Source organism: Atlantibacter sp. RC6 (assembly GCF_014193285.1).
Lineage (GTDB): Bacteria > Pseudomonadota > Gammaproteobacteria > Enterobacterales > Enterobacteriaceae > Atlantibacter.
The window spans coordinates 54,078-77,703 of sequence record NZ_JACHZE010000005.1; the positions used below are offsets into that span (position 1 = coordinate 54,078).

Here is a 23,626-nt window from a genome sequence, read left to right on the forward strand (position 1 = left end):
TTATCTCAGTTTGTTAAGCCTAAGCGTTCACCTGCATAAGAACCATCTAATACACGCTGCCACCATTGTTTGTTATTCAGATACCAGTGAACAGTCTTCTCAATACCTGTTTCAAAAGTTTCTTCTGGAACCCAGCCCAGATCGTTCTTAATTTTGGTCGCGTCGATCGCATAGCGCATATCATGACCAGGACGGTCGGTCACAAAAGTAATTAATTCGGCATAACTCGCAATGCCGTTAGGTTTTTCAGTAATGATATTGTCAAGGATCGAACAGATGGTTTTCACTACATCAATGTTCTTACGCTCGTTGTGACCACCAATATTATAGGTTTCACCGATTTTACCTTCAGTCGCGACTTTATAAAGAGCGCGTGCATGATCTTCCACATATAGCCAATCACGGATTTGGGAGCCATCGCCATATACCGGCAACGGTTTCCCTGCCAATGCGTTAAGTATGATCAGCGGGATCAATTTTTCCGGGAAATGGTAGGGGCCATAGTTATTTGAGCAGTTGGTCAGTACAGTCGGCAGGCCGTAAGTCCGGTTCCATGCGCGCACCAGATGGTCGCTTGACGCTTTAGATGCTGAATAAGGGCTGCTTGGCGCATACGGCGTTTCTTCCGTGAAGAGATCGTCGGTACCATGCAAGTCACCGTAGACTTCATCAGTTGAAATATGATGGAAGCGGAAATCGGCTTTCTTTTCCGCGCTCAATTTTGAATAGTACTGACGAGCGGCATCAAGCAGAACGAAGGTACCGATAACGTTGGTATGAATAAACGCTGCAGGGCCATCAATAGAACGATCAACATGGCTCTCCGCTGCAAGATGCATCACAATATCAGGCGCAAAGCTATCAAACAGTTCAGCAACTTTTCCGCTGTCGGTAATGTCGGTCTGGGAAAAGCTGTAGCGTGGGCTCTGCGCAACGGGTGCCAGAGACTCAAGATTTCCGGCGTAAGTGAGGCTGTCAACGACCAGCACTTTATCATTAGTATTATTAATAATATTTCGTACTACTGCAGAACCGATAAAGCCCGCTCCACCCGTAACCAAAATCTTCATAACGTTACTCAACCTGTGTGAATTGACCAAATGATGCCAGACAAAGAATCCCTAACTTCAACGGCAATGATTAGGTACGCTACCGCCCCTGGCTATCGCAACCAGAGCGCGTACGGCTTCATTGTTTGTTAGTACTCTTGGTAAAAGTTACTGGCGATTCATCCCATCCGGCGATTGACGCGGTAAGGAAAATGAGAGTCAGAAATTTTTTACGAAGTGCACTGCACCTGCTGAAAAGTGACAGCGATAGGATAGAACATTTTTTTGCGGAGATATGACAGATTTCATTTAAGGACCATAAATACTTCTAATAGCAGCATAACTTCAAATTTTAACTTAGTTGTTGATCACTCATCAAATAAGCCAAACCGTTACTCGTGTCGTATAAATAATGAACGGCTGCAGCAAACATTTATCTGCAACCGTTCTCTTTTAAACGAAGAATGCCGATTATGACAGCATCTTCTTTATGCTTTCCCTAAATTTTTGACCTTCTTTCAGGTTACGAAGACCATAGTTGACAAACGCCTGCATGTAACCCATTTTCTTACCGCAGTCGTAGCTTTCGCCCGTCATTAACATTGCTTCAACCGGTTGGTTTTTGTTCAACGCGGCGATAGCGTCGGTCAATTGAACACGTCCCCAGGCACCGGGTTCCGTGCGCTCGAGTTCAGCCCAGATATCAGCCGACAACACATAACGGCCTACCGCCATTACATCAGATGCCAGCGTCTGCGGCTGATCGGGTTTTTCGATGAAATCGACGATACGTGCCACTTTACCTTCCGTATCAAGCGGCTCCTGGGTGGTAATGACGGAGTATTCAGACAGGTCGCCTTCCATACGCTTCGCCAGCACCTGGCTGCGACCGGTTTCCTGGAAACGCGCCACCATTGCGGCAAGGTTGTAGCGTAACGGATCGGCAGATGCATCATCCAGTACAATATCCGGTAACACCACAACAAACGGATTATTGCCGACGATAGGTTGAGCACAAAGAATAGAGTGCCCCAACCCCAGCGGTTGCGCCTGGCGAACGTTCATAATGGTCACGCCCGGCGGACAGATAGATTTGACTTCAGCCAGCAGCTGGCGCTTAACACGCTGTTCCAGCAGGGCTTCGAGTTCATAAGAAGTATCGAAGTGGTTTTCAACCGCGTTTTTAGAAGAGTGCGTCACCAGGACGATCTCTTTGATACCCGCAGCCACGATTTCGTCGACGATATACTGGATCATTGGCTTATCGACGATAGGAAGCATCTCTTTCGGAATCGCTTTGGTGGCAGGCAACATATGCATGCCCAGACCGGCAACCGGAATTACTGCTTTCAAATTAATCATTATCAATCCCACCTCAAAATGGTCGATGAATTATAGTCTTTTCGCGCCCCGACGCCAGCACGTTTTGTTAAGCGAAACGAACGGCCAATTCTACCGCTCCCCTCTCAGGCTTGAAACGTAAAAAAGCTTATAAATGGACAGTTGTGGCCAGGAATAATCGTAAAGTGGCGATGTTTCCCGCTATGTTGTTTGTTTTGGCACAGGAAAATTGACTGATGAAACATTGATATATTTATGATCGATTCGGTCAATTTCCACTGAAGCCTGGCCCTGTTCGTTAACTGCGTTAATATTACGCAGCGAAAGTAATGTCTCTTCCCGCGCCATAAACCGCCCGCGAACATCCTTGCGCAAATCGAAGTGTAGCTTAAGCGCGGGCCCACGGCGCGTATCTTGCATTATGTTGATATCGCGCAAGAATAGATGCTGTGGCTTATTGTGGATTTCCAGCGAAGCGGCTTTCAGGTCAAGTTTGGTCACGGAAACGAATGACGTGGCATTCCCGGACGATATTTGTATGCCGCGCAATTTTCTCGCGCTGTGCTGATTATCCAGGCGCACATTATTCAGCCTGAAATTTTGCGGAATTGACAAATATTTACCTTTCACAACGCCATAGCCAATTAACATTCCGGCGCTATTGGTCATGGTGATATTGTCGAGAGTAAAATTGTCACAACCATATATGGCCACCGTTGCGTTATCAATACCCGCGCTCTTACTGAAATCCGGGGTAATATTTTGAGCAGATATATTACGTATAACAAAATGTTTGCCGTTTTCGACATGGACTAATTGTCGGCAATTTTTCCCGGTAATATTCGCCACCACAAAATGTTTAACCGCCTGATCCTCAGGATAGTCATTGTCGTAGGTACTTCCCGCCAGACCAATGCCAATCCCCCAGTTGATTTTGCCATTGGTGCAGTTGATATCCTCAACAATATGGTCAGAAATGAGTAAATCACGATCGTTGATAGCGACGTTCCATTCGATGGCGTCACCCTGCAAGCGGCTAAAATGACCGTTTGTAATCCGCACGCCCTCGATTTTATTGTGGAATCCCTGGCGCAGAATGCCGTAGTTCGCATCATGCGCGTGCAGGCGGTCAATGGACAAATTACGCATCGATTTCGGGGCATGTTTGTCGATCAAAATTAACGCCACCGGGCCATATCCGCTCATATCGAGATTATCGAGCTTGCAGTCGGAGCCGCGAATATCAAGCATGATGTTGTGAAGGGTCCCGCCGCCTTCGCCTGATACCTGGCACTGTTCGCCCACAACAAATCGCCCTTTCCCATTGCCCTCAATACGTCCTTTGATTAACAGCTTGCTGCCCGGCGGCATAAAAATAGCGCTGTTTACGTTATCGCAGACCAATTGCTGTGGCACTTCCACCACGGGCGCAGCCTTAAAGGCACGATTAAACGCGTCAGGCCAGTCGGTTTTAAAGAATTGCTTAACGTTTACGGCGCTGCGTTGTTCAAGCGCCCGGGCGGCAGGATGATTCAGAAGGGGAAGAAGCGCCACAGTGCTTGTGGCTTTCAGGAAGGTGCGTCGTGAAAAGGTGTTGTCGTTGCCCATAGATCCTCAACGTGGTTACAGCGCCTGAAGCAAGCTCGCCAGTCTTTGATCAATAACCTGCTGATTGAAGGTGCTTTCAACTTTTTGCCGCGCGCGCTGACGCAACGGTTCGAGTTGCGCTTCATTCAGACGGGAGACATGTTCGAGCCTGTCTGCCAGCGCCTGGGCGTCGTTTTCCGGCACCAGCCAGCCGGAGTGTTCGCTCTCAATCAGTTCCGGGATGCCGCTGTGTAAAGTCGAAATAACGGGTATGCCTACCGCCATCGCCTCCATTAACGCCACCGGGATCCCTTCCATATCGCCGTCAGCGCCGGTCACGGAGGGCAGTAAAAAGAGATCGGCGTCATTCAACATCGCTTTGACCTCATGGCTGGGCTTAAATCCCGGCATCACGATCTCGTTTTCAAGCTGATACTGCTCGATCAGGGTGCGCAGTCTGCGCTCCCACGGGCCAATCCCCAGAATGTGATAGCGAAAAGCTACGCCGCGCGCTTTCAACTGGCGGCAGGCTTCAATCGCCACATGCAGCCCTTTCTTTTCTGTTAACCGCGCGACGGACACGATCTGTAGCGGCGAGCCCGGCGTTTTAGCCGGGCGCAGCGTGAAATTATCCATATCCACGCCCATACGCGACACGGCCAGTTTCTCCTGCGGGCACCCCATCGCCGCCAGTCGTTTTGCCCAAAGTTCGCTAATGGGCAGCATCATGTCGCCGCGTTTAAAGAGCTTTTGATATTCCGGGGTGTAATGCTCAAGCACCTGGCGATGTGAAACGTCGATCCCGTGAAACACGGTGGCGATTTTTCCTTCCAGCAGCCCCAGTTCGCGTAGCTTCGCGGCGGTGACGCCTGCCGGCCCAAAATGGGCGATAAACACATCCGCCTGATGGCGTCGCGCACCTGCGCAGATGGCGGACAAGATCAGGTTGCGGGCTTCATCGCCATAGCGCGCTATATTCATGGCACGCCATACCGACGGACGATGCAATCCTTTGGCCGTCCGGAAAGCGCGATACTTCAGCTTATTGACCTTACCTTCTGGCTCATCCAGCAGCCAGGTGGTTTTGTTCGCCAGCTGATACTGTTCAAATGCCGCATGGGTGTGTTGCAAATCCCCTTTATGGATAGCCACGATCTCTACCTCATAGCCCATCCGGATAAAACCGACAATCTGGTTAAGGACAAAGGTTTCCGAGGCCACCGGGAATTTCAGTAAAAAGAAGCCGACCTTCATGCTTTCTCCTCAATACGCGCCAGCACCGATTGCACCATACTGATCCCCCTGGCGCGTTCCGCGGCCACCGCATTGTTAAGCCGCTCATTAATTGCCGGCAACTGGCCTAAGGTATCGGCCACCAGCCCTTCCAGCGAGCCATCCAGCAACTGACGGATATCCACCGCCATTTCTGGCATACCCAACTGCTGCATAATGCCTGCTGATTTATGCTCGTAATTGACGGCGATGGCGGGCGTGCCGAAATTCATGGAGATAATCGCCGAATGCAGGCGGGTACCGACGGTGAGCTCGCAGGCCGCAAGCAGTTTGCCCATCTCAAGGTCGTTCAGTTCATCCATCACCACGTGATAGCGCGAGGCGTCCTTAATCAATGCCCGCAATTTCAGCGCCACCATCCGGTCGTCTTTGTTGTAGCTGTCGATACCGGTACAGGTTGACAGCGCCAGCACCTGATACCCGGCGTCGATCAGCCGATTCACGACCCCGGCAAACGCCTGTTCATAAGCTTGTTGCGTGGTGCCAAGCCGCTTATCAAAGGGTGCTAAGTCGCGCAGCGTAATAGCGACCGTTTTTTGCTGCGCCGCCACGCCCAGCCAGTGCTTGACCGCATAGCTGGGGACAAAATCCTCTTCGTGCGGTGCGACCAGCCAGGCGGTATCCACGCCCTGTTCGACTTTTTGGCTGTTGATTTGGCTTTGTGTCATCAGATCCAACGACACCTTTTCACGCAAGATGAGCGCGTCGCACTGGCCAAACACATAGTTGGCGAGCTGATTAAACTGCGGATCGTGAAAAGGTCCTACGCTGTGGCCGACAATAAACAACGGCTTGTTGGCCATAAACGTACACAGCGCGTGTTCAAACTGCGGCGTTCCGTACAAATCGACGAAGAACGACCCGCCAACCTGAATAATCGCGTCGTACTGCGCCAACTGTTTGACAAAATTTAAAAACCCCTGCGGAATCGCGATATTGCGCAGTTGCCCGTCCCCGGAGGCTTTGGACAGTAATACCTGGTGCTGATAGCGACGACGCAGTACCTTTTTTACTTTCCCCATCAACCCCGTCGCTCTGTTATGGCGCTTCATCTGCTGATGCAGCGGATCGCTCAGCACCGGGCGGTCCAACAGCCAGGCGGAACTCACCGGGTAGCGGCTCATCACGTCTACATCCGCGTCCGGCGCGAGCCGGGTAATGGCATCCACGAGGCCGCGCAGAATTGCGCTGTCGCCACGGTTTCCACAAGTATGATTGCCAAGAATTAATAACTTCATAAAGACCTCTTAATGGGGTTGTATGCAGGCCAGACGTCAGCCTGCACGCAGCAGCACTTTGAGTGTTTTGTTGCGACAAAAAGGGCGTTTTACTTCAACAACCAGCGGATGGCGGGACAGCGCGATGGTCAACGCATAGACCACAACGCCCGCCATGATTTGCGCGGCGAGCACCATCACGGGCGGCCAGTGGGGCGCAAGCAAAATCCCGGTAAAGTAGCTTGCCGCAACGGTGGGAATGACCAAACGCAACGGCAGCCACAGGCTGGATAAATACTCCCGGTAGCTGGGGCCCAGTACCGGTTTGAGCAGCACAAAATAGGTCAGGAAAACGTTAATGCTCTGGATGATCAAAAAGCCCAGCGTCACGCCGATAACGCCGTTCATTTTGCCTCCGACAATGATCGCCGGAATAAACAGAAAGGTTTTAAACACGTTGAATTTAAAACTGAGATCCACGCGCGACGTCGCCATCAGCAGTGAGCCGACCGGGTTGCCCACGGCGCGCAACAGTCCCACCACGCACAGCAGTTGCAACACCGGCACGACTTCAAGCCATTTTTCGCCAAACAGCAGCGGCACCACGCGTTCGGAAACCACTAACAGCCCCAGCAGAGCCGGGAAATTGATAATCCCCACCAGCGAGATCAGCTTATAAAAATTGACCCGCAGCCGAACGGTGTCCTCCTGCATTTTGGCGAAGGCGGGAAACAGCACCCGGGTAATAATGGGGTTTAACTTGGCGGGAGGCACTACCGCCAGATTCCAGGCCAGGTTAAAGCCCCCTGCCGCCGCTGCGCCTAAAATCCGCGCCAGCACCAGGGTCGACAGATTGGTGTTGAGATAATTAATCAGGCTATCAGCGGTAAGCCATGCGCCGAATTTCAGGTTAGGCGCCACGGCGCGCAGAGAGAACTGGAAGCCTGGACGGTAAATGTTGCGGCCAACAAAACCAAACAGCGTCGTGCGGACCAACGAGTTCACCAGGTAACCGATAATCGCCATCATGGCGTTGGGCCAGAACCAGGCGCCGAGAGTGGTGACGCCAAAACCGGCCAGCACCGAGCAGGTTTCGATCAGGCCAATTTTGTTGAACTCCAGCTCTTTCTGCATCAGCGCGCGGTACTGTAAACCGTGGGGGATGACGATAAACGCCAGCGACAGCGTTTTAATCAGCGGCGCCAGATCAGGGTTGCGCAGCACAACGGCCAGGGTGTCGCTGAGCAGGAACACGCCCGCGCACACGGCCCATCCGAGGCCAACATTCAGCCAGTAGAGAGTGGACAGCTCCAGCCGGGTGATGTTTTTACGCTGAATAATGGAATTGGCGATGCCAAAATCCGACAGCGTGTCCGCCAGCGCGATAATCACCAGTGAAATAGTCAGCAAACCAAACTGATGCTCATTCATCAGCCGCGCCAGCAGCGTCATCTGGATCAGCCCCAGGGCAATAATCGCCACGGTGGACATCGCCGACCACTTGGCCCCGCTAATGGTTTTTTCTCTCAGGCTCATGGACTTTCCTTAGTACGCGGCTTTATTCACAAAGCCTTTAAAAACTGTGAGAAAAACAATGCGGATATCGAACCACAGGCTCCATTCGCGGATGTATTCCAGGTCGAACTCAATACGCTTTTCCATTTTCTCCAGCGTGTCTGTTTCGCCGCGCCAGCCGTTGATTTGCGCCCAGCCGGTGATGCCCGGTTTTACTTTATGGCGCAGCATGTAGCCTTCAATCAGTTCACGATACTGTTCGTTATGGGCCACGGCGTGCGGGCGCGGCCCGACGATGGACATACTGCCGGTCAGCACATTGATAAACTGCGGAAGCTCGTCCAGCGAGGTGCGGCGCAGGAAGTTACCCACCGGGGTTACGCGCGGATCGTTCTGGGTGGCCTGAGTGACCACTGCGGCGTTCTCCATCACCTTCATCGAGCGGAACTTCCACACCATAATCGGCTTCCCGTCCATGCCGTAGCGGGTCTGGCGGAAAATCACCGGGCCTTTGGAGGTCATTTTCACCGCCAGGGCGATACAGCACAGCACTGGCGAGATCAGCAGCAGGATCAGCGAAGCGAGCACGATATCCTCTACCCGCTTCAGCAGGCGGTTAATGCCGTTGAGCGGCGTATCAAACAGCGGCACCACCGGCACGCCGTTGACCTCATCGGTACGCGAATGAAGGATATTGAACGTGAACACGTCAGGGATCAGCATTACCGAGCAGGTCGTGTCGGAAAGCTGGCGCACCAGTTGCCTGATGCGCGCTTCATCGCTCATCGCCATGGCGATATAGATATTGTGAATTTTGCCGGCTTTAGCGTCCTCTACCAGCTGTTCCAGATTTCCGGCCCAGTATTGCGAGACGCCGCCCGGCTGCGGGTCGTGGTACACACCGGACACGTCAAAACCGAGCCACGGCTCGTTCTGGAAGCTTTGCACCAGTTCCAAACCGACCGGTAGCGTCCCGGCGATGGCGACCCGACGGGTGTTGTAGCCGCGATTGCGCAGCCAACCTGCGCCGAAGCGGATGCAGGAGCGGCAGACCAGCAGCCCCACGCTCGACAGCAAATACCAGGCGAACCACACCGCGAACCGGGTATTAAAATCATCGTTAAAGGCCAGCAGCCCGGCACTGAATACCAGGCTTAACGTCCAGTTTTGTAACAGCAGCGTCAGCTCGGTGGTGATTTTTACGCCGCGCCAGGAGCGGTAAAAGTCCGTGATCCCGCCGATCATCTGGAACACCACCAGCGTCAACAGCGCAATCAATAAATACATGTATAAAAAGGGCAAGCCGTTCAGTTTGCAGATTATCCATAAGCCGCCAAACATAATGGCGATATCAGAAAACCGCTGCACCATTGAGATTAACGATGCATTTGTTTTGGCTCGCTCGCGCTTTTTTAGAGTTGTCATCGTTGGTCCTGTTAGTCGCGCTTACGCGCTGGAATAAAGTGGGACGCAGGCAGACCTGCGTCCCTGCTCTCAGCCTTCCGCCTTCAACAAGGCCAGAATATCCCGCGTTCGCGCCTGCATCAGCGCCGCATCGCCACGCGACTCTACGTTCAGGCGTACCACCGGCTCGGTGTTGGAGCTGCGCAGGTTAAAGCGCCAGTCGGCGAACGACATGCTGATCCCATCGGTGTGGTCGACTTCCAGCGCGCGCGGCGCGAAATGATCTTTCACGCGCGCGATGGCGCTGGCCGGTTCAGCGAGGGTGTTATTGATTTCTCCGCTGGCCGGGAACGCCGCCATACGGTCGCTGACCAGTTGGGAAAGCGTTTTACCGCTGGTGCACAGCAACTCGGTCACCAGCAGCCAGGGGATCATTCCACTGTCGCAATAGGCAAAATCGCGGAAATAGTGATGGGCGCTCATTTCACCGCCGTAGATAGCGTCTTCGGCGCGCATCCGCTCTTTGATAAACGCGTGGCCGGTTTTCGACATCACCGGGGTGCCGCCCGCTTCGGTGACCACATCCACCGTATTCCATGACAGGCGCGGATCGTGGATCACCTTAGCGCCAGGGTGTTTTTCCAGAAACGCCTGGGCCAACAGGCCGACAATGTAATAACCCTCGATAAACTGCCCGTTTTCATCGAATAAAAAGCAGCGGTCAAAATCGCCGTCGAAGGCAATGCCCATATCCGCGCCGTGGTGCATCACCGCATCGCGGGTATCGGCGCGGCACTCGGGGAGTAAAGGGTTCGGAATGCCATTGGGAAAGTGACCGTCCGGGGTGTTATGCACTTTGACAAAGCGCAGCGGAATATTCAGCGCCTGAAGACGCGCTTCCAGCGCGTCAATCACTGGCCCCGCCGCCCCGTTGCCGGAATTAATCACCAGGGTGCGCGGCTGGAAGTTTTTAACGTCGACATAGGTCAACAGGTGATCGAGATAGGCCGCGCGAATATCGATTTTCTGATAGTTGCCGCGCGCCTCGGGATTGACCGGCGGAAAGTCGTTCGCTTCGGCAAGGCGCTGAATATCGCGCAACCCGCTGTCGCCGCTGACCGGGCGCGCACCTTCACGCACCAGTTTCATGCCGTTGTAATCGATCGGGTTGTGGCTGGCGGTAATTTCGATCCCGCCGCCCACGTTAAGATGGAAGGTGGCGAAATAGATCTCTTCCGTGCCCGCCATGCCGATATCCAGCACGTCGACGCCCGCGTCCTGCAAACCGCTTGCCAGCGCCAGCTTAAGCGGCTCGCTGGTCAGGCGCGCATCGCCGCCCACTACCACGGTTTTGGGTTTCAGATACTCGCCAAAGGCGCGGCCAATACGGGCCGCTATCGCTTCATTCAGCTCAACATCCAGTTTTCCGCGAATATCGTAGGCTTTAAAACAGGTTAATTTTTCCATGATGACCTCGTTTTCAGGCAACAGTCAGCCCTGGCCGGGAAACAGCCATAAATTTTTCTCTGTGAATCAGGGCTTAGACGCGCCCGTAGCGATCCTCGAAACGCACCACATCGTCCTCGGCAAGATACGACCCTGAACGTACCTCAATCAGGTCGAGAGGAATTTTTCCCGGGTTCTCCAGGCAGTGGGTCGCGCCAAGGGGAATGTAAATTGACTCGTTTTCGCCGAGCAGTTTGATCTCGTCATTGATGGTGACTTTGGCGGTACCCGCCACCACGATCCAGTGCTCGGCGCGATGGTGATGCATCTGTAATGACAGGCCCTCGCCGGGCTTCACGCTGATGCGCTTCACCTGGTAACGTTCGCCCTCGTCGATGGAGTCATATTTGCCCCACGGGCGGTAAACTTCGCGGTGAATATGGTGTTCATGGCGGCCTTCGGCTTTAATCTGCTCCACCACTTTTTTTACATCCTGAACCTGATTGCGGTCGGCAATCAGTACCGCGTCTTTGGTCTGCACCACCACCAGATCTTTAACGCCTACCGTGGTAACCAACCCGGACTCGGCGTACACATAACTGTTCTCGGTCTGGTGGCTGATCACATCGCCGTGATGGACATTGCCTTCCGGGGTACGGTTGCTGATCTCCCACAGAGATGACCAGGAGCCGACGTCGCTCCATCCGGCATCCATCGGCACTACGACCGCATCGGCGGTGCGCTCCATCACCGCGTAGTCAATGGACTCTTCCGGGCAGGCCAGAAACGCCGCTTCATCCACGCGAATAAAATCGAGATCCGGATCCATAACGTTCATGGCGTTTTCGCAGGCATCGAGGATATCTGGACGGAATTTGGCTAACTCTTCCAGATAGCGGCCTGCGCGGAATAAAAACATGCCGCTGTTCCAGTAATACTCCGCGCTGGACACATAACGCTGCGCCGTGTCGAGGTCTGGTTTTTCGACAAATTCGGCAACGGTAAACGCCACCGCATCGGCCGCTGCGCCAGGGTTGATGACCTCGCCGCGGCGAATGTAGCCGTAGCCGGTTTCCGGCTGATCCGGCACGATGCCGAAAGTCACCAGTTTGCCCTGCAAAGCAAATGGCATCGCCGCGCGCACCGCGCCACGAAACGCCTCTTCGTCTTCGATCACATGGTCGGCGGCCAGCACCAGCATCAGCGGATCGTTATCCGGATTACGCCGTTTCGCCGCCAGTGCCGCAAGGGCGATGGCGGGCGCGGTATTGCGTCCGGCAGGTTCAAGAATGATGTTTTCGGTGAGCTTGTTCAGCTTGCGCAACTGCTCGGCGACGATAAAACGGTGCTGCTCGTTGCAGATCACCACCGGGCTTTCGCACTGCACGCCATCGAGCCGGCAAATTGTCGCCTGTAACATGGTAAGTTCCCCTTTCAGGCACAGGAACTGTTTCGGGTACAGCACGCGGGAAAGTGGCCACAGGCGGCTGCCGGAACCACCCGCCATAATGACGGGAAAGAGCGTGGAATGACTCATGGGTTAACTCCAATATCGGCAATAAACTGGCTTAGCACGTTCTCCTTTTCGAGCGTGCGTTCGGCATATTCACGTGCCACCGTGTTGTTTTCCGGCATCTGTAATGCGCTTGCGATGCCCTGCTCCAGCGCATCCACCGATTCCGGCTCCACGCAAACGGCAATGCCAGGCGTGGTCTGGCAAAGCTGGCCCAGTTCGGTATTCGGTTCGGCGGTGATCACCGCATTGCCGCCCACCGCCAGAATGTTGGTTAACTTCGAGGGCAATACCGCATCCGCCGCGCCGCGCCGTTGGATCACCAGATGGCAGTCGGCTAGCGCCAGCAGCGCCGGCAAATCCTCATACGGCTGTAGCGGCAAAAACTGCACGTTAGTGAGCCCGCGCTGGGCGGCCAGCGCCTCCAGCCGGGCCTTACCGCCGCCCTGCCCGACAATTAAAAACAGCCACGGCTGCGTGCGGGCGCGATCCGCCACCTCAATCAGGTTCTCCAGCCCCTGCTTCTCGCCGATGTTGCCGGAGTAAAGGACTATTTTTTTATCCGCCGGCAGGCCCAGCCGTGCGCGCAGCGCCGCCACGTCAGCGCCAGGTACATCGCGAAAGCGCGCCACTTCTGACCAGTTAGGGAAAAAAATGGTGCGCTCGGGTGGCACGCCTTTCTCCGTCGCTTTGTTGATCATCGAGCGGGAAATGGTCGAGACGTTATCCACACCCAGCAGGCCGCTGCGCTCAAACGCCGCCGCCAGCTTCGCCACCGCGCCGCGTTTACCTCCCGCCATGCCGAGCCCCAGCATGGCGTCGACTTCATAATCCTGAATATGCAACAGGGTTTTCGCCCCGGAGAGTTTTGCCAGCAGCCGCATACCCGGCGTGCAAAACAGCGTCGGCACCACGCCGATGATGCGGTCGGGCTTCCAGCGGCGCTGGGACAGCAGCGGGAACAGCGAGCTGAGCGCAAAACTGCCGAGATGCACCAGCCGCTTCACCGTGGAGGGCTGTTTCGGCACATACAGCGGGCAGCGCCACACCGTGGCCGCGCCGGTTTCTTTGCGCCAGCGCCAGGCGGAGTAATTTTCTCCCACCTGCCAGGCCGGGTAGTACGGCGGCGCGGTAATGACGCGCACGTCATGCCCCTGACGCGTCATCCACTCCACCATCTCGCCGGTGTATTTACCGATGCCGGTTAATTCCGGGGAGTAATTGATGCCGTACACCAGAATTTTCATAATCCGGGTACTCCGGCCTGAAGGGTGGCGTCGAAGTAAGCGCGGGTGTTGTGATGCACCTGCTCATCGGCAACCAGTGTGGCGGGTTTCAGCCAGCAATAAGCGTTGTGCTGATCGTCCGGCAGCACTAACTGGTTCGCCTGAACCCGCAGACGGAACCCCAGCACCACGTAATGGGTCGAAAACCCCTCGCCCGCAAAGCTGTCCTGGTAGAAATGCTGCCAGACGCCGTAAAACTGCGCGTCGCTACGGCGAAAACCCTGCCCCAGCTCCGCCAGTGTCAGGCGCGTAAAGGCCTGGTCGAGCGTTTCATCCTTCTGAACGCGCCCGCCCGGCACAAACCAGTAGCCCTGTGCCGGGCGATTGGTGCGTTTACCCACTAAAAACTCGCCGTTTTCGTTTTCCACGATTAAATCCAGCGAAATTAACGGAGTTGAACGCACCACCGTGGCAAAATCTTGATGGCTGAGATACATGCCTACCCCCGGAACCGCTGCTGGTTTTCAAGGAACCACTGATAGGTGCTGGCCAGGCCCTGCTCCAGCGACACCTCATGGAACCAGCCGAGGCTGTGCAGACGGGTGACATCCAGCAGTTTGCGCGGCGTGCCGTCGGGTTTGGTGGCGTCGAACACCACCCGTCCGCGATAGCCCGTGACCTGCGCCAGCGTCTGCGCCAGCTCGCGGATGGTGCAGTCCACCCCAGTGCCGACGTTAATATGCGACAGCATCGGTTCGGTATTCTCTTCCCACACCTCTTTCGCCAGTTCCATCACATGAATGCTGGCGGCGGCCATATCATCCACGTGCAGGAACTCGCGCATCGGCGTGCCGCTGCCCCACACCACCACGTCCGGCGCGTTGCCGACGGTGGCTTCATGGAAACGGCGCAGCAACGCCGGGATCACATGAGAATTACTGGGATGGAAGTTATCGTTCGGCCCATACAGATTGGTCGGCATCACCGAGCGGTAACCACGGCCATACTGGCGGTTATAGGATTCGCACAGTTTGATCCCCGCGATTTTGGCGATGGCGTACGGCTCATTGGTGGGCTCCAGCGTTCCCTGTAACAGCTCGCTTTCCTTCATCGGTTGATTAGCCAGCTTCGGATAGATGCAGGACGAACCGAGGAACAGCAGCTTATTTACGCCGTGGGTGTGCGCCGCGTGGATCACGTTGCTCTCCATCATCATATTTTGATAAATGAAGTCCGCCGGATAACGATTGTTGGCCTCAATGCCGCCCACTTTGGCGGCGGCAAGGTAGACCTGGTCAATGGATGCGTCTGCAAAGAACGCGTCCACGGCGCGGCTGTCGAGTAAATCGAGCTGCTGGCGAGTGCGCAGCACCAGTTCCACGTCGTTACGCTGGCTGAGCTGGCGAACCAGGGCGGAGCCCACCATCCCCTGATGGCCCGCCACAAAAATACGCTGTTTTTTCATCATCAGGACTCCAGCGCGATGGCGACCTCATAGCCATGGGATTTCAGCAACGAGTGCTTCCTGGCGGCTTCCAGATCTTTCGCCACCATCTCGGAGACCATCTCCTGCAAGGTAGTTTCCGGCTTCCAGCCCAGCTTCTCGTGGGCTTTGGTCGGGTCGCCCAGCAGGGTTTCCACTTCCGCAGGACGGAAATAGCGCGGATCGACGGCAATAATCACATCGCCCGGCTTCACGCCTGGGGCATCATGGCCGGTTACCGAGACCACAATGCCTTTCTCCTCCACGCCCTTACCTTCAAAACGCAGTTTGATGCCGAGCTGCGCGGCGGCCATCTCTACGAATTCGCGCACCGAATACTGCACGCCGGTGGCGATCACGAAATCTTCCGGCTGCTCCTGTTGCAGCATCATCCACTGCATTTTCACGTAGTCTTTGGCGTGGCCCCAGTCGCGCAGGGAGTCCATGTTGCCGAGATACAGGCAGGAATCGAGGCCCTGGGCGATGTTGGCGATGGCGCGGGTGATTTTACGGGTCACGAAGGTTTCGCCGCGGCGCGGGGATTCGTGGTTAAAGAGAATGCCGTTGCAGGCGTACATGCCGTAGGATTCGCGGTAGTTGACGGTGATCCAGTAGGCGTACAGTTTAGCGACCGCATACGGCGAGCGCGGATAGAACGGCGTGGTCTCTTTCTGTGGGATCTCCTGCACCAGGCCATACAGCTCAGAGGTCGATGCCTGGTAGAAGCGCGTTTTCTTTTCCAGCCCCAAAAAACGGATCGCTTCTAACAGGCGCAGCGTGCCAATGGCATCCACATCGGCGGTGTATTCCGGCGATTCAAAAGAGACCGCCACGTGGCTCATCGCCCCCAGGTTGTAGACTTCATCCGGCTGCACTTCCTGCAGAATTCGCGTCAGGTTGGAGGTATCCGTCAGATCGCCGTAGTGCAAATGGAATTTTGGGTTGCTGGCGTGCGGATCCTGATAAATGTGGTCCACGCGTTCGGTATTGAAAGAAGAAGCGCGGCGCTTGATGCCGTGAACTTCGTAACCCTTTTCCAGCAACAGCTCGGCCAGATAGGAACCATCTTGCCCGGTCACACCGGTAATGAGAGCCACTTTACTCATAATTGATTTTCCTCAGTTTGAATCAGGCGTTGTCTGGCTTGCCAGACTGCTATTTTCGGTTTCTACACGCTGACGAATAATTTCCGCCGGATTACCGCGGCAAATGACGTTGCCGGGTAACGATTTAAATACGCTGCTCCGCGCACCGACCACGGTGCCCTCGCCAATCGACACGCCGGGTGCGACAAACACATCGGTTGCCAGCCAGCATTTCTCGCCGATCACAATCGGTTTGGCATAAATATCGAAATGCGCGCTCAAATAATCATGGCTGCCGGTACATAAATAACTTCGCTGGGAAATAACCGCATTCGCGCCGATGGTAATATCGCCCAGGGTATATAACACGGCATCGTCGCCTATCCATGCATAATCACCCAGCGTTAATTTCCACGGATAGGTAATTTTTACCGTCGGGCGAATCACTACCCCTTTACCCACTTGCGCGCCAAACAGTCGTAATAAAAAAGCGCGCCAGCGATAGGCTATTTGCGGCGACCAGCAAAATAATGTTTTCTGTACCGCCCACCATAATTGAACTTTAACAGGATGCCCGCCGCGGAAATTTTTTGGAACCGAGAATCCTCTTAATTCTTGCATCGGATCTCCTTATATTTTATTTCAATAACGCGCGGAAACTTTTAAATTCAGGATGCACATACCTCCGCCCCAAAAAGAGCGTAAATTTAATTATCACCGCTTAAATAAAATTAACTTTTTTGATAAAGCGCTTTGGTTTTACCGGTGGTACGTACTCTTAACCAGTAAGAAAGCTCAGCCCAAAAACCGGGGACGCCTAAAATAGTGCGCTGAACGTTTTTCGCGTCCCGGCATAACTCCAGATTATTGGAGGTGGAAACGCCGCCCATTGAAAACTCCGACACTAAACCCTCAAGACGTTTAAAGGGATAGCCCGCTTTATACAGTTTTGCCGCCAGCGCATAATCGGACGAAACTTTATATTGCAGATCGTAAGGGTGAGATTTTAATCCCTGCATGGGGAAAAATATCGCCTGATGGCTGGCCGGTAAGCTGTGATAGATATACCAGCCCTTTTTGGCGCTGCGGCGGGTTTTATGACCGTTGCCAAAATCCAGTAGCGCATCGCCAATCACCATCGCCGGTTTATGCGAGGGGATGGCTGCCAGACGACGTACGAACTGCGCCACATCGCGGTGAAACACATCCCCGGAGTTTAAAAACAGCGCATAATCGCCGCTGGCGAGCTGAATACCTTTATTCATGGCATCATATATACCGCGATCTTTTTCGCTGACGTAGCGTAACTGATATTGCCCGTGGAGGTTTTTCAGAAATTCCTCAGTGCCGTCTGCGGAGCCGCCATCCACCACAATCCATTCAAAATCGATAGTGGGATCGGCCGCCAGATAATCCAGCGATCGCCATGTTTTTTCTACCCCGGCAAGATTTTTCCAGGCCACCGTGATGACGCTTAATCGCATTGTTATCTCTCCTGCACGTGGGGTTGCCCGATAGCCTTACGCAGAATAAACGGGCAGACAATTAAAAAAGCATATTCAGGGCTAAATATCGAACCGGTAAAGAACAGGGAAATCGGGGTAAATAACCACAACTGCACCCGGAAATTAGGATTATCGCCAAAGGCACGGGTTATCATTTTGCCTACCTTCCACAAATACCAGCCCGTTAAAATAACCGCCAGCCATGAAAAATAAATAATTAACAGATACAGACCATTGTCTATGGTTTTACCGACATCCGCACCGTTAAATATTCCGAATGAGGCCACATATTCGTAAAGCGAACCGAAACGCACCACCCCATCAATATGGGTTAAAGAATACCCGACCATCACCAGCGGGCCGATAATGCGATAATAAGATGACGAACCTTCCGTCCCTAAATCGCCAATACGCGTTGCGATATAGGGAAAAGCAAAAATCACCCCCACCATAAACACGGCAAGGGAAATAATTGCCAACGGCAGTTTTTTACGCAGCGCGTTTTTGTTGAGGTAGTTAAACGCCCACTCCAGCAAATAAAACAGGATAAAGGTCATTACGCCGGAAAACGAACCGGAAAAAATGATACCCAACAGGATCATCGCATCGGCTTTTGGCGTTTTGAGGCCAAACTGTTTGATGCATAGCCAGATTGAGATTAACGCCAGCGCAAAAAATGCCGGTTCAAAATAGAGCGCCGTGGTTCGCTTGCCGCCAAACTTAATAAAATTCATCACGTAGCTGTTGCTGTAGATCAGATATTTTGAAATGGTCTCCATTAACGAACTGCCGCCGCTCAAAATAATCTGCGCCATTTCCACGCAGGCGATGGCGACAATAATTGCCGTCACCAGATAAAACAACCGCAGCACCTTAGGGTAATTGCGCGGTGACAGCGTCTTAAAGCGAATGCTCCAGGTCATCCCGATAATGATCACGATGTAAACGAACAGCATGGTCGAGGTGACGTATTTCGAGGCGTCCAGCGACTGACCAAACAGATAGTTGAATAGCGTTAGCCCTGCCCCCAGCCCCAGCGCGATCATCAACTTCTTCAGGTTGATGCGCTCGACATACAGCAACAGCAACACCGGCAAAAACGTCACCACCGTAATGGGAAAGCTCTCACCCAGTTGCAGCAGCTTGACGTTAACCAGCAGATAAATCAGCGGCAGCAACAGATAGCTACAGACTCTGATAGAACGAGACATACTCCTCCAGCATCTGTTTGCCGCTGTAGGCCTCGCGACTTACGGTTTTAAACGCCTCGAGAGACATCCCGAAAATAGATTGCGCGATCTGCGCGCGATTTTGCTGCGCCAGCGCGATAACCTCCTGCTCATCCACCGTGCGACCGCCGGATTTTTCCAGCACTTCCCGCGCCGCATCGCTATGGGTGGCAATCACCGGCACGCCGATGGACAAGGCTTCGCACAGGATCAGCGGATAGTTATCCACCCGGGAGCTAAACAGCAGCGCATCCATCTGGTTTAGTTCGTTCATCAGTTGCCGTTTATCGGTGAGAAAACCGTGGTTCACCACGTTGCGGCCTTCAAACGGAGAGAATTTACCAAAGGTATGGACTTCCACCTTATCCCCCAGCGCGACGATATCGCGCACCAGTTGCTGGCGGGTTTTCCCGTCGTAGCGCAGGTCGTGGGCCACCACGGCAATTTTCGGCGCGCCGCTGGACGGCAACGGCGGCGGCAGTTCGGCGAGGATCGATTCGGTGGCGACGTCGATGCCGTTATTAATGATCTGGCATCGGCCCGCGCCGTAAATCTGGTTGAACGCCTGGGCAACGTGCTGGCTGGGGGAGATAAACAGGCAGCCGAGCGCCAGCATTTTGCGGAACAGAAAGCGCTTGGCGGCGATTTGCTGATGCGCGCGATCGATTTTAACCGGCGGATAGTTGGTGAGCGTCGGGCATTTACCGCACCCCCGGGTCCAGCCGTCACAGCCGTCCAGAAAGGCGCAGCGCCCGGTGACGCTCCAGTGGTCATGCAGCGTCCAGACCAGCCGGACATCCGGCTTGTGGGCTGTGACCCGCTCGGCAAACGCCACCACCTGTTCCAGATTCAGCCAGTAGCTGTGCAGCACGTGGAAATGCAGCACCACCGGCCCCGCGGTACGCGTGACCTTGCGGTATAACCCATTCAGGTTGCCGAACAGATCGCGATTCACAAACCGGAACAGCGCGATGTTAGCCACCGATGTCAGGCGCGGTGTGTGCTTTTCCACCTGGGCGAACTGCTGATGGCTCACGCTTTTCTTGCCGCCTTTGCCGTAGCCATAGACAAAACGGGATGCTAACCCCTGCTGTAAGGCGCGCTGATGCAGATCCAGCGCCACACCCGCCGCGCCCCCTTCGGCAAGGCGCACGTTAAATTGCACAATGTTCATTTGATTACCTTCACGCGGGCCTTCTCACCCGTTACCAGCGCGTTATCCGGTACGCTGTCCATCACCACGCTACCCGCGCCGATGGTGGCGTGATGACCAATGGTGATATCGCCGATCAAAATGGCGTTCGCGCCCAGCTCCACGCCGTTGCCAATCACCGGGCAGGCCAGGCTGTCGCCGCCGCGATTGCCGATGGTGACGCCGTGGCGGATCACAAAGTCATCCCCCGCCACCACGTTTTTATTGATCACCACCGCGTAGCCGTGATGAATGGTGAAGCGTCGGCCAATGGTGGCCGCCGCCTGGATTTCATAGCCGAACAGGCATTCGGTGACGATCCGGTACAGCACCAGTACCGGCGCGGCCCAAAGATTGTTGATAACGTTTTTTTTGCGCCACACCGAGCAAAAATGCGCAATGCGGTAAGCCAGAACCATGCAGCACGGGCGCAGGCTCCAGCTGTTAGCGCGGCAGTCTTCCAGCAGCATTATTTCCCCCGCAGGCTGTAGGCCAGCCGTTTGGTATTGCGCAGTGACAGCAGCGTCAGACAGGTGCGCCAGTTCATGCGCTTATTGCGGATCTGGTACAGGGTAAACAGCTGATACTTTTTGCTGGCCCGATCGAAAATGCCTTTGTGCTTGCGGTAAAACTGGAAGTAGCCGGAAAACTGCTTTGCCGATTTGGTGATCTGCATTTCACCATGGTTGATATGCAGAATTTGGGTCGCGGCCTCGACTTTCCACGGCTCGCCGTAGCGCAATACCATGCGCAGAAAGATGTCGTAATCCTGGGCCGCCGCCAGTGACGTATCGAACAGCGACGCTTTAAACCGCCAGGCCCAGCTGAATACTTGATTGCCGATGATGTTGCGCTTGTAAAACAGCTTTCTTGACCACGGCGATTTTGGGTACAGCGGCAGGCTGGCCGGCTGGGTATAAATCTCTCCTTCGCAGACATAGTCGTTGGCGTAGAGAAACGCGTGATCGTTCAGACGATGGGCGTCGCGTAAAAATACCGACAGGCGCTCCGGCGTCCATTCATCGTCATCGTCGATCCCGGTAATAAACTCACCACGCGCCTGCTGGATCGCCTGATTGCGCACCGCACAGGCGCCGCTGTTAACCTCATTGCGTACATAGGTGACGCGCGGATCGTTAAGCTGCGCGACAAACTCGCTGAGCTGCTGCCAGGAAGCGGAGCAGTCGTCCACCACGATCATTTCCCAATGGTCGTAATCCTGGCGCAGCACCGATTTGATGGCGCGGATCGCCAGCTGCTGGCGGTTCCATGTCGGCATATAGATTGAAATTAAAGGCCGTTGCGCATGTGCCATGTTCCTTTCCCCTGGCGTCAAAAAGTGGTTGATGACGAAATGCCCCCGGCGCGAGCCGGGCGCGGGTTATTTACTGTCCGACTGGTATTCGTACTCGTAGTAGCCGTAGTCCTGATAGCCCGTCGCGCGGCGGAAGATGGAGTTGAGGATCACGCCCTTCACCGCAATGCCGTTCTGTTCGAAGCGGCTCAGGCTGGTTTCCACCTCTTTCAGGGTGTTAACGGCGTAACGTGCCACCATCAGGGTGGTGCCGGCATGGCGTCCGGCAATCGCGGCATCGGTCACCGCCAGGATCGGCGGCGTATCGATGAGCACCATGTCGTAATTTTTACTGGCCCAGGCAATCAGCGCCGCGAAGCGCTCGCTCATCAGGAGTTCCGACGGGTTGGGCGGGATCTGGCCGCGCGGCACCAGGTCGAAACCGGCAATCGAGGTGGGGCGCGCGCAGGCGGCGATATCCCCCTGCCCCGCCAGCACGTCCGACAGGCCGTTAACGTTGTTGGTGCCCAGCAGTTCGTGGGTGTAGCCCTTACGCATATCGCAGTCGATCAGCAGTACCCGCTTATTGGTCTGGCTGATCACCGCCGCCAGGTTGGCGCAGACAAAGGTTTTACCGATAGACGGGCTGACCCCGGTGAGCATCAACACATTGTTATTGGCCTGCATCATGGCGAAGTGCAGACTGGTACGCAGGCTGCGGATGGCCTCGATAGCCAGATCCGTCGGGTTGCCCACCGCCAGCAGTTGGCTCTGCTTAAAGCGCTTGACGCCTTTGATGGTTTTGACGCTATCGCGCGCTTTCTGCCATTCCGACAACGGAATGCTGGCGTACACGCTGATGCCCGACTCTTCCAGCACCTGCGGGCTCTCAATGCCGCGATTAAACAGCGAGCGCAGCAGCACGCCGACAATCGACAGCATCAGACCCAGCAAAATGCTGCCAAGAATGATTAAGCCCTTCTTCGGTTTCAGAACCCCGGGCTGGGCGATGGCCGCATCGACAATGCGCACGTCACCCACGGTGCTGGCCTCGGTGATTTTCAGCTCCTGCTGTTTATTCAGCAGCTGCATATACACCTGTTGGCCTGATTCCACATCGCGGGTCAGGCGCACGATTTCCTGCTGGGTTTCCGGCATTGCGGTAACGCGGTTGTTCAGACGCCCTTTTTCGTCCTCCAGCGCGCGGCGTTTTTCCAGCAGCGTGCGGTAAGCCGGGTGCGCTTTGGTGTACAGCTTGGAAATTTCCGCCTCTTTAAAGGTCAACTCGTTGAGCTGGGCGTCAATATTGACCATCGAATCCAGCACCGCTTTGGCTTCCAGCGGCAGGTCGACGGAATCTTTTTTCTGGCGATAGGCGTTGAGTTTATTTTCCGCCTCGTCCAGCCGCGCGCGCACTTCCGGCAACTGCTTCGCCAGGAACGCCAGGCTTTTTGATGCTTCTTCAGATTTGCGCTCGACGTTCTGCTCAAGATAATTGCGGGTGATGCTGTTTAAAATCGCGCGGATTTGATCCCGGTCTTCGCCGGTAAAGGTCAGGCTCAGTACCCCCGTGTCTTTGCCGTTTTCGGTGACCGTCAGGTTGTTCTTGAGCTGATTGATCATGCCGAGGGGGGAGTATTTGGTGACGGTAAACTCGCTGCCGGTTTGCGCCTTAATCGCCTTAACCAGCAGGGTCACGCCCTGCTTATTCAGCGGCTCGCCAACTTTCCCCTGGGCGCTAAACCCTTCATCGCTGGTCAACTGGTATTGCTGCGGCCCCAGCACTTCCAGCGTAAAGGTGGCTTTGGCCATCCCGGCGGGCAGCGTAAAGGTATCGACCATTACCGTATCGTTCTGGCGGCCCATCAGACGATCCCAGCCCGCGCCAAACAGCGGGAAACTGTTTTTCTCGACGGCGATATCCAAATTGAGATCATCAACGGTTTTCCCCAGCACCAGCCGCGACTGAATCAGCTGGATTTCGGCGTCTGAGGCGGGCGGTTTGTCCGATAACGCGCTGTTAATGTTCTGCACAATGGAGTTGCCGGTGTTTTGTTCGATTTGCACCAGCGCGTCCGCGCTGTAGATTGGCGTGGCGAACATCACGTATACCGTCGCCAGCAGCGCGAACACGGCGGTGATGCCCAGCACCCACCAGCGGGCTTCGATCACGGTGCCGATCAAGCGCCCGATATCAATTTCATCGTTGCCTTCGGTGGCGGAGGTCGCATTGATTTTTGCTGTCAT

At 54.8% G+C, this 23,626-nt stretch carries 20 protein-coding genes; all 20 read right to left on the minus strand.

The features are described 5' to 3' along the window. Positions 1–5 precede the first annotated feature (5 nt). The 20 genes from rfbB to wzc all read right to left on the minus strand — a co-directional run bounded on the left by rfbB (position 6) and on the right by wzc (position 23,626). The gene (gene rfbB, locus FHW74_RS12820; protein WP_183170808.1) at positions 6–1,070 is read right to left on the minus strand and encodes a dTDP-glucose 4,6-dehydratase; all 1,065 of its coding nucleotides are present in this window, start codon (positions 1,068–1,070) and stop codon (positions 6–8) included. Between the two features lie 450 nt (positions 1,071–1,520). After that, on the minus strand, positions 1,521–2,411 hold the full coding sequence (galF, locus tag FHW74_RS12825) for a UTP--glucose-1-phosphate uridylyltransferase GalF (RefSeq protein WP_183170809.1): 891 nt from the start codon (positions 2,409–2,411) through the stop codon (positions 1,521–1,523). 180 nt (positions 2,412–2,591) lie between these two features. Next, complete coding sequence (gene wcaM, locus FHW74_RS12830; protein WP_183170810.1) at positions 2,592–3,998, minus strand: colanic acid biosynthesis protein WcaM; 1,407 nt, start codon at positions 3,996–3,998, stop codon at positions 2,592–2,594. A gap of 15 nt (positions 3,999–4,013) precedes the next feature. Beyond that, the gene (gene wcaL / locus FHW74_RS12835; protein WP_183170812.1) at positions 4,014–5,231 is read right to left on the minus strand and encodes a colanic acid biosynthesis glycosyltransferase WcaL; all 1,218 of its coding nucleotides are present in this window, start codon (positions 5,229–5,231) and stop codon (positions 4,014–4,016) included. Further along, positions 5,228–6,508: a colanic acid biosynthesis pyruvyl transferase WcaK gene (gene wcaK, locus FHW74_RS12840; RefSeq protein ID WP_183170813.1), complete on the minus strand. Its 1,281-nt coding sequence runs from the start codon at positions 6,506–6,508 to the stop codon at positions 5,228–5,230. The genes wcaL and wcaK overlap by 4 nt, the downstream gene beginning before the upstream one ends. A 36-nt stretch (positions 6,509–6,544) precedes the next feature. After that, positions 6,545–8,023: an MOP flippase family protein gene (locus tag FHW74_RS12845; RefSeq protein ID WP_183170815.1), complete on the minus strand. Its 1,479-nt coding sequence runs from the start codon at positions 8,021–8,023 to the stop codon at positions 6,545–6,547. 9 nt (positions 8,024–8,032) lie between these two features. After that, positions 8,033–9,427, minus strand: coding sequence for an undecaprenyl-phosphate glucose phosphotransferase (gene wcaJ, locus FHW74_RS12850; RefSeq protein ID WP_183170816.1), 1,395 nt, complete (start codon positions 9,425–9,427; stop codon positions 8,033–8,035). 69 nt (positions 9,428–9,496) lie between these two features. Further along, positions 9,497–10,873, minus strand: coding sequence for a phosphomannomutase CpsG (cpsG, locus tag FHW74_RS12855; RefSeq protein WP_183170817.1), 1,377 nt, complete (start codon positions 10,871–10,873; stop codon positions 9,497–9,499). A 73-nt stretch (positions 10,874–10,946) separates the two neighbouring features. After that, complete coding sequence (gene cpsB / locus FHW74_RS12860; protein WP_183170818.1) at positions 10,947–12,389, minus strand: mannose-1-phosphate guanyltransferase; 1,443 nt, start codon at positions 12,387–12,389, stop codon at positions 10,947–10,949. Further along, positions 12,386–13,612, minus strand: a complete 1,227-nt coding sequence (gene wcaI, locus FHW74_RS12865; RefSeq protein ID WP_183170819.1) for a colanic acid biosynthesis fucosyltransferase WcaI — start codon at positions 13,610–13,612, stop codon at positions 12,386–12,388. Before wcaI ends, cpsB begins: the two co-directional genes overlap by 4 nt. Next, positions 13,609–14,088 carry a GDP-mannose mannosyl hydrolase gene (locus tag FHW74_RS12870; RefSeq protein ID WP_183170821.1) on the minus strand — a complete coding sequence of 160 codons (480 nt, stop codon included), beginning with the start codon at positions 14,086–14,088 and terminating at the stop codon, positions 13,609–13,611. The genes wcaI and FHW74_RS12870 overlap by 4 nt, the downstream gene beginning before the upstream one ends. A 2-nt stretch (positions 14,089–14,090) precedes the next feature. Next, positions 14,091–15,056 carry a GDP-L-fucose synthase gene (locus tag FHW74_RS12875; RefSeq protein ID WP_183171014.1) on the minus strand — a complete coding sequence of 322 codons (966 nt, stop codon included), beginning with the start codon at positions 15,054–15,056 and terminating at the stop codon, positions 14,091–14,093. Positions 15,057–15,058: 2 nt separating this feature from the next. After that, positions 15,059–16,180 (minus strand): GDP-mannose 4,6-dehydratase, encoded by a 1,122-nt coding sequence (gmd, locus tag FHW74_RS12880; protein WP_183170823.1) that lies wholly within the window; start codon positions 16,178–16,180, stop codon positions 15,059–15,061. 12 nt (positions 16,181–16,192) lie between these two features. Next, positions 16,193–16,780 carry a colanic acid biosynthesis acetyltransferase WcaF gene (gene wcaF / locus FHW74_RS12885; RefSeq protein WP_183170825.1) on the minus strand — a complete coding sequence of 196 codons (588 nt, stop codon included), beginning with the start codon at positions 16,778–16,780 and terminating at the stop codon, positions 16,193–16,195. A gap of 110 nt (positions 16,781–16,890) precedes the next feature. After that, positions 16,891–17,643 (minus strand): colanic acid biosynthesis glycosyltransferase WcaE, encoded by a 753-nt coding sequence (wcaE, locus tag FHW74_RS12890; RefSeq protein WP_183170826.1) that lies wholly within the window; start codon positions 17,641–17,643, stop codon positions 16,891–16,893. Between the two features lie 2 nt (positions 17,644–17,645). Continuing rightward, positions 17,646–18,875, minus strand: coding sequence for a colanic acid polymerase WcaD (gene wcaD / locus FHW74_RS12895; protein ID WP_183170827.1), 1,230 nt, complete (start codon positions 18,873–18,875; stop codon positions 17,646–17,648). Further along, positions 18,850–20,067: a colanic acid biosynthesis glycosyltransferase WcaC gene (wcaC, locus tag FHW74_RS12900; protein ID WP_183170828.1), complete on the minus strand. Its 1,218-nt coding sequence runs from the start codon at positions 20,065–20,067 to the stop codon at positions 18,850–18,852. The genes wcaD and wcaC overlap by 26 nt, the downstream gene beginning before the upstream one ends. Then, a complete protein-coding gene (wcaB, locus tag FHW74_RS12905) occupies positions 20,064–20,552 on the minus strand; it encodes a colanic acid biosynthesis acetyltransferase WcaB (RefSeq protein WP_183171015.1) in 489 nt (162 codons plus the stop codon). The genes wcaC and wcaB overlap by 4 nt, the downstream gene beginning before the upstream one ends. Before the next feature lie 2 nt (positions 20,553–20,554). Then, a complete protein-coding gene (gene wcaA / locus FHW74_RS12910) occupies positions 20,555–21,400 on the minus strand; it encodes a colanic acid biosynthesis glycosyltransferase WcaA (protein ID WP_183170829.1) in 846 nt (281 codons plus the stop codon). A 66-nt stretch (positions 21,401–21,466) separates the two neighbouring features. Then, positions 21,467–23,626 (minus strand): tyrosine-protein kinase Wzc, encoded by a 2,160-nt coding sequence (gene wzc / locus FHW74_RS12915; RefSeq protein ID WP_183170830.1) that lies wholly within the window; start codon positions 23,624–23,626, stop codon positions 21,467–21,469.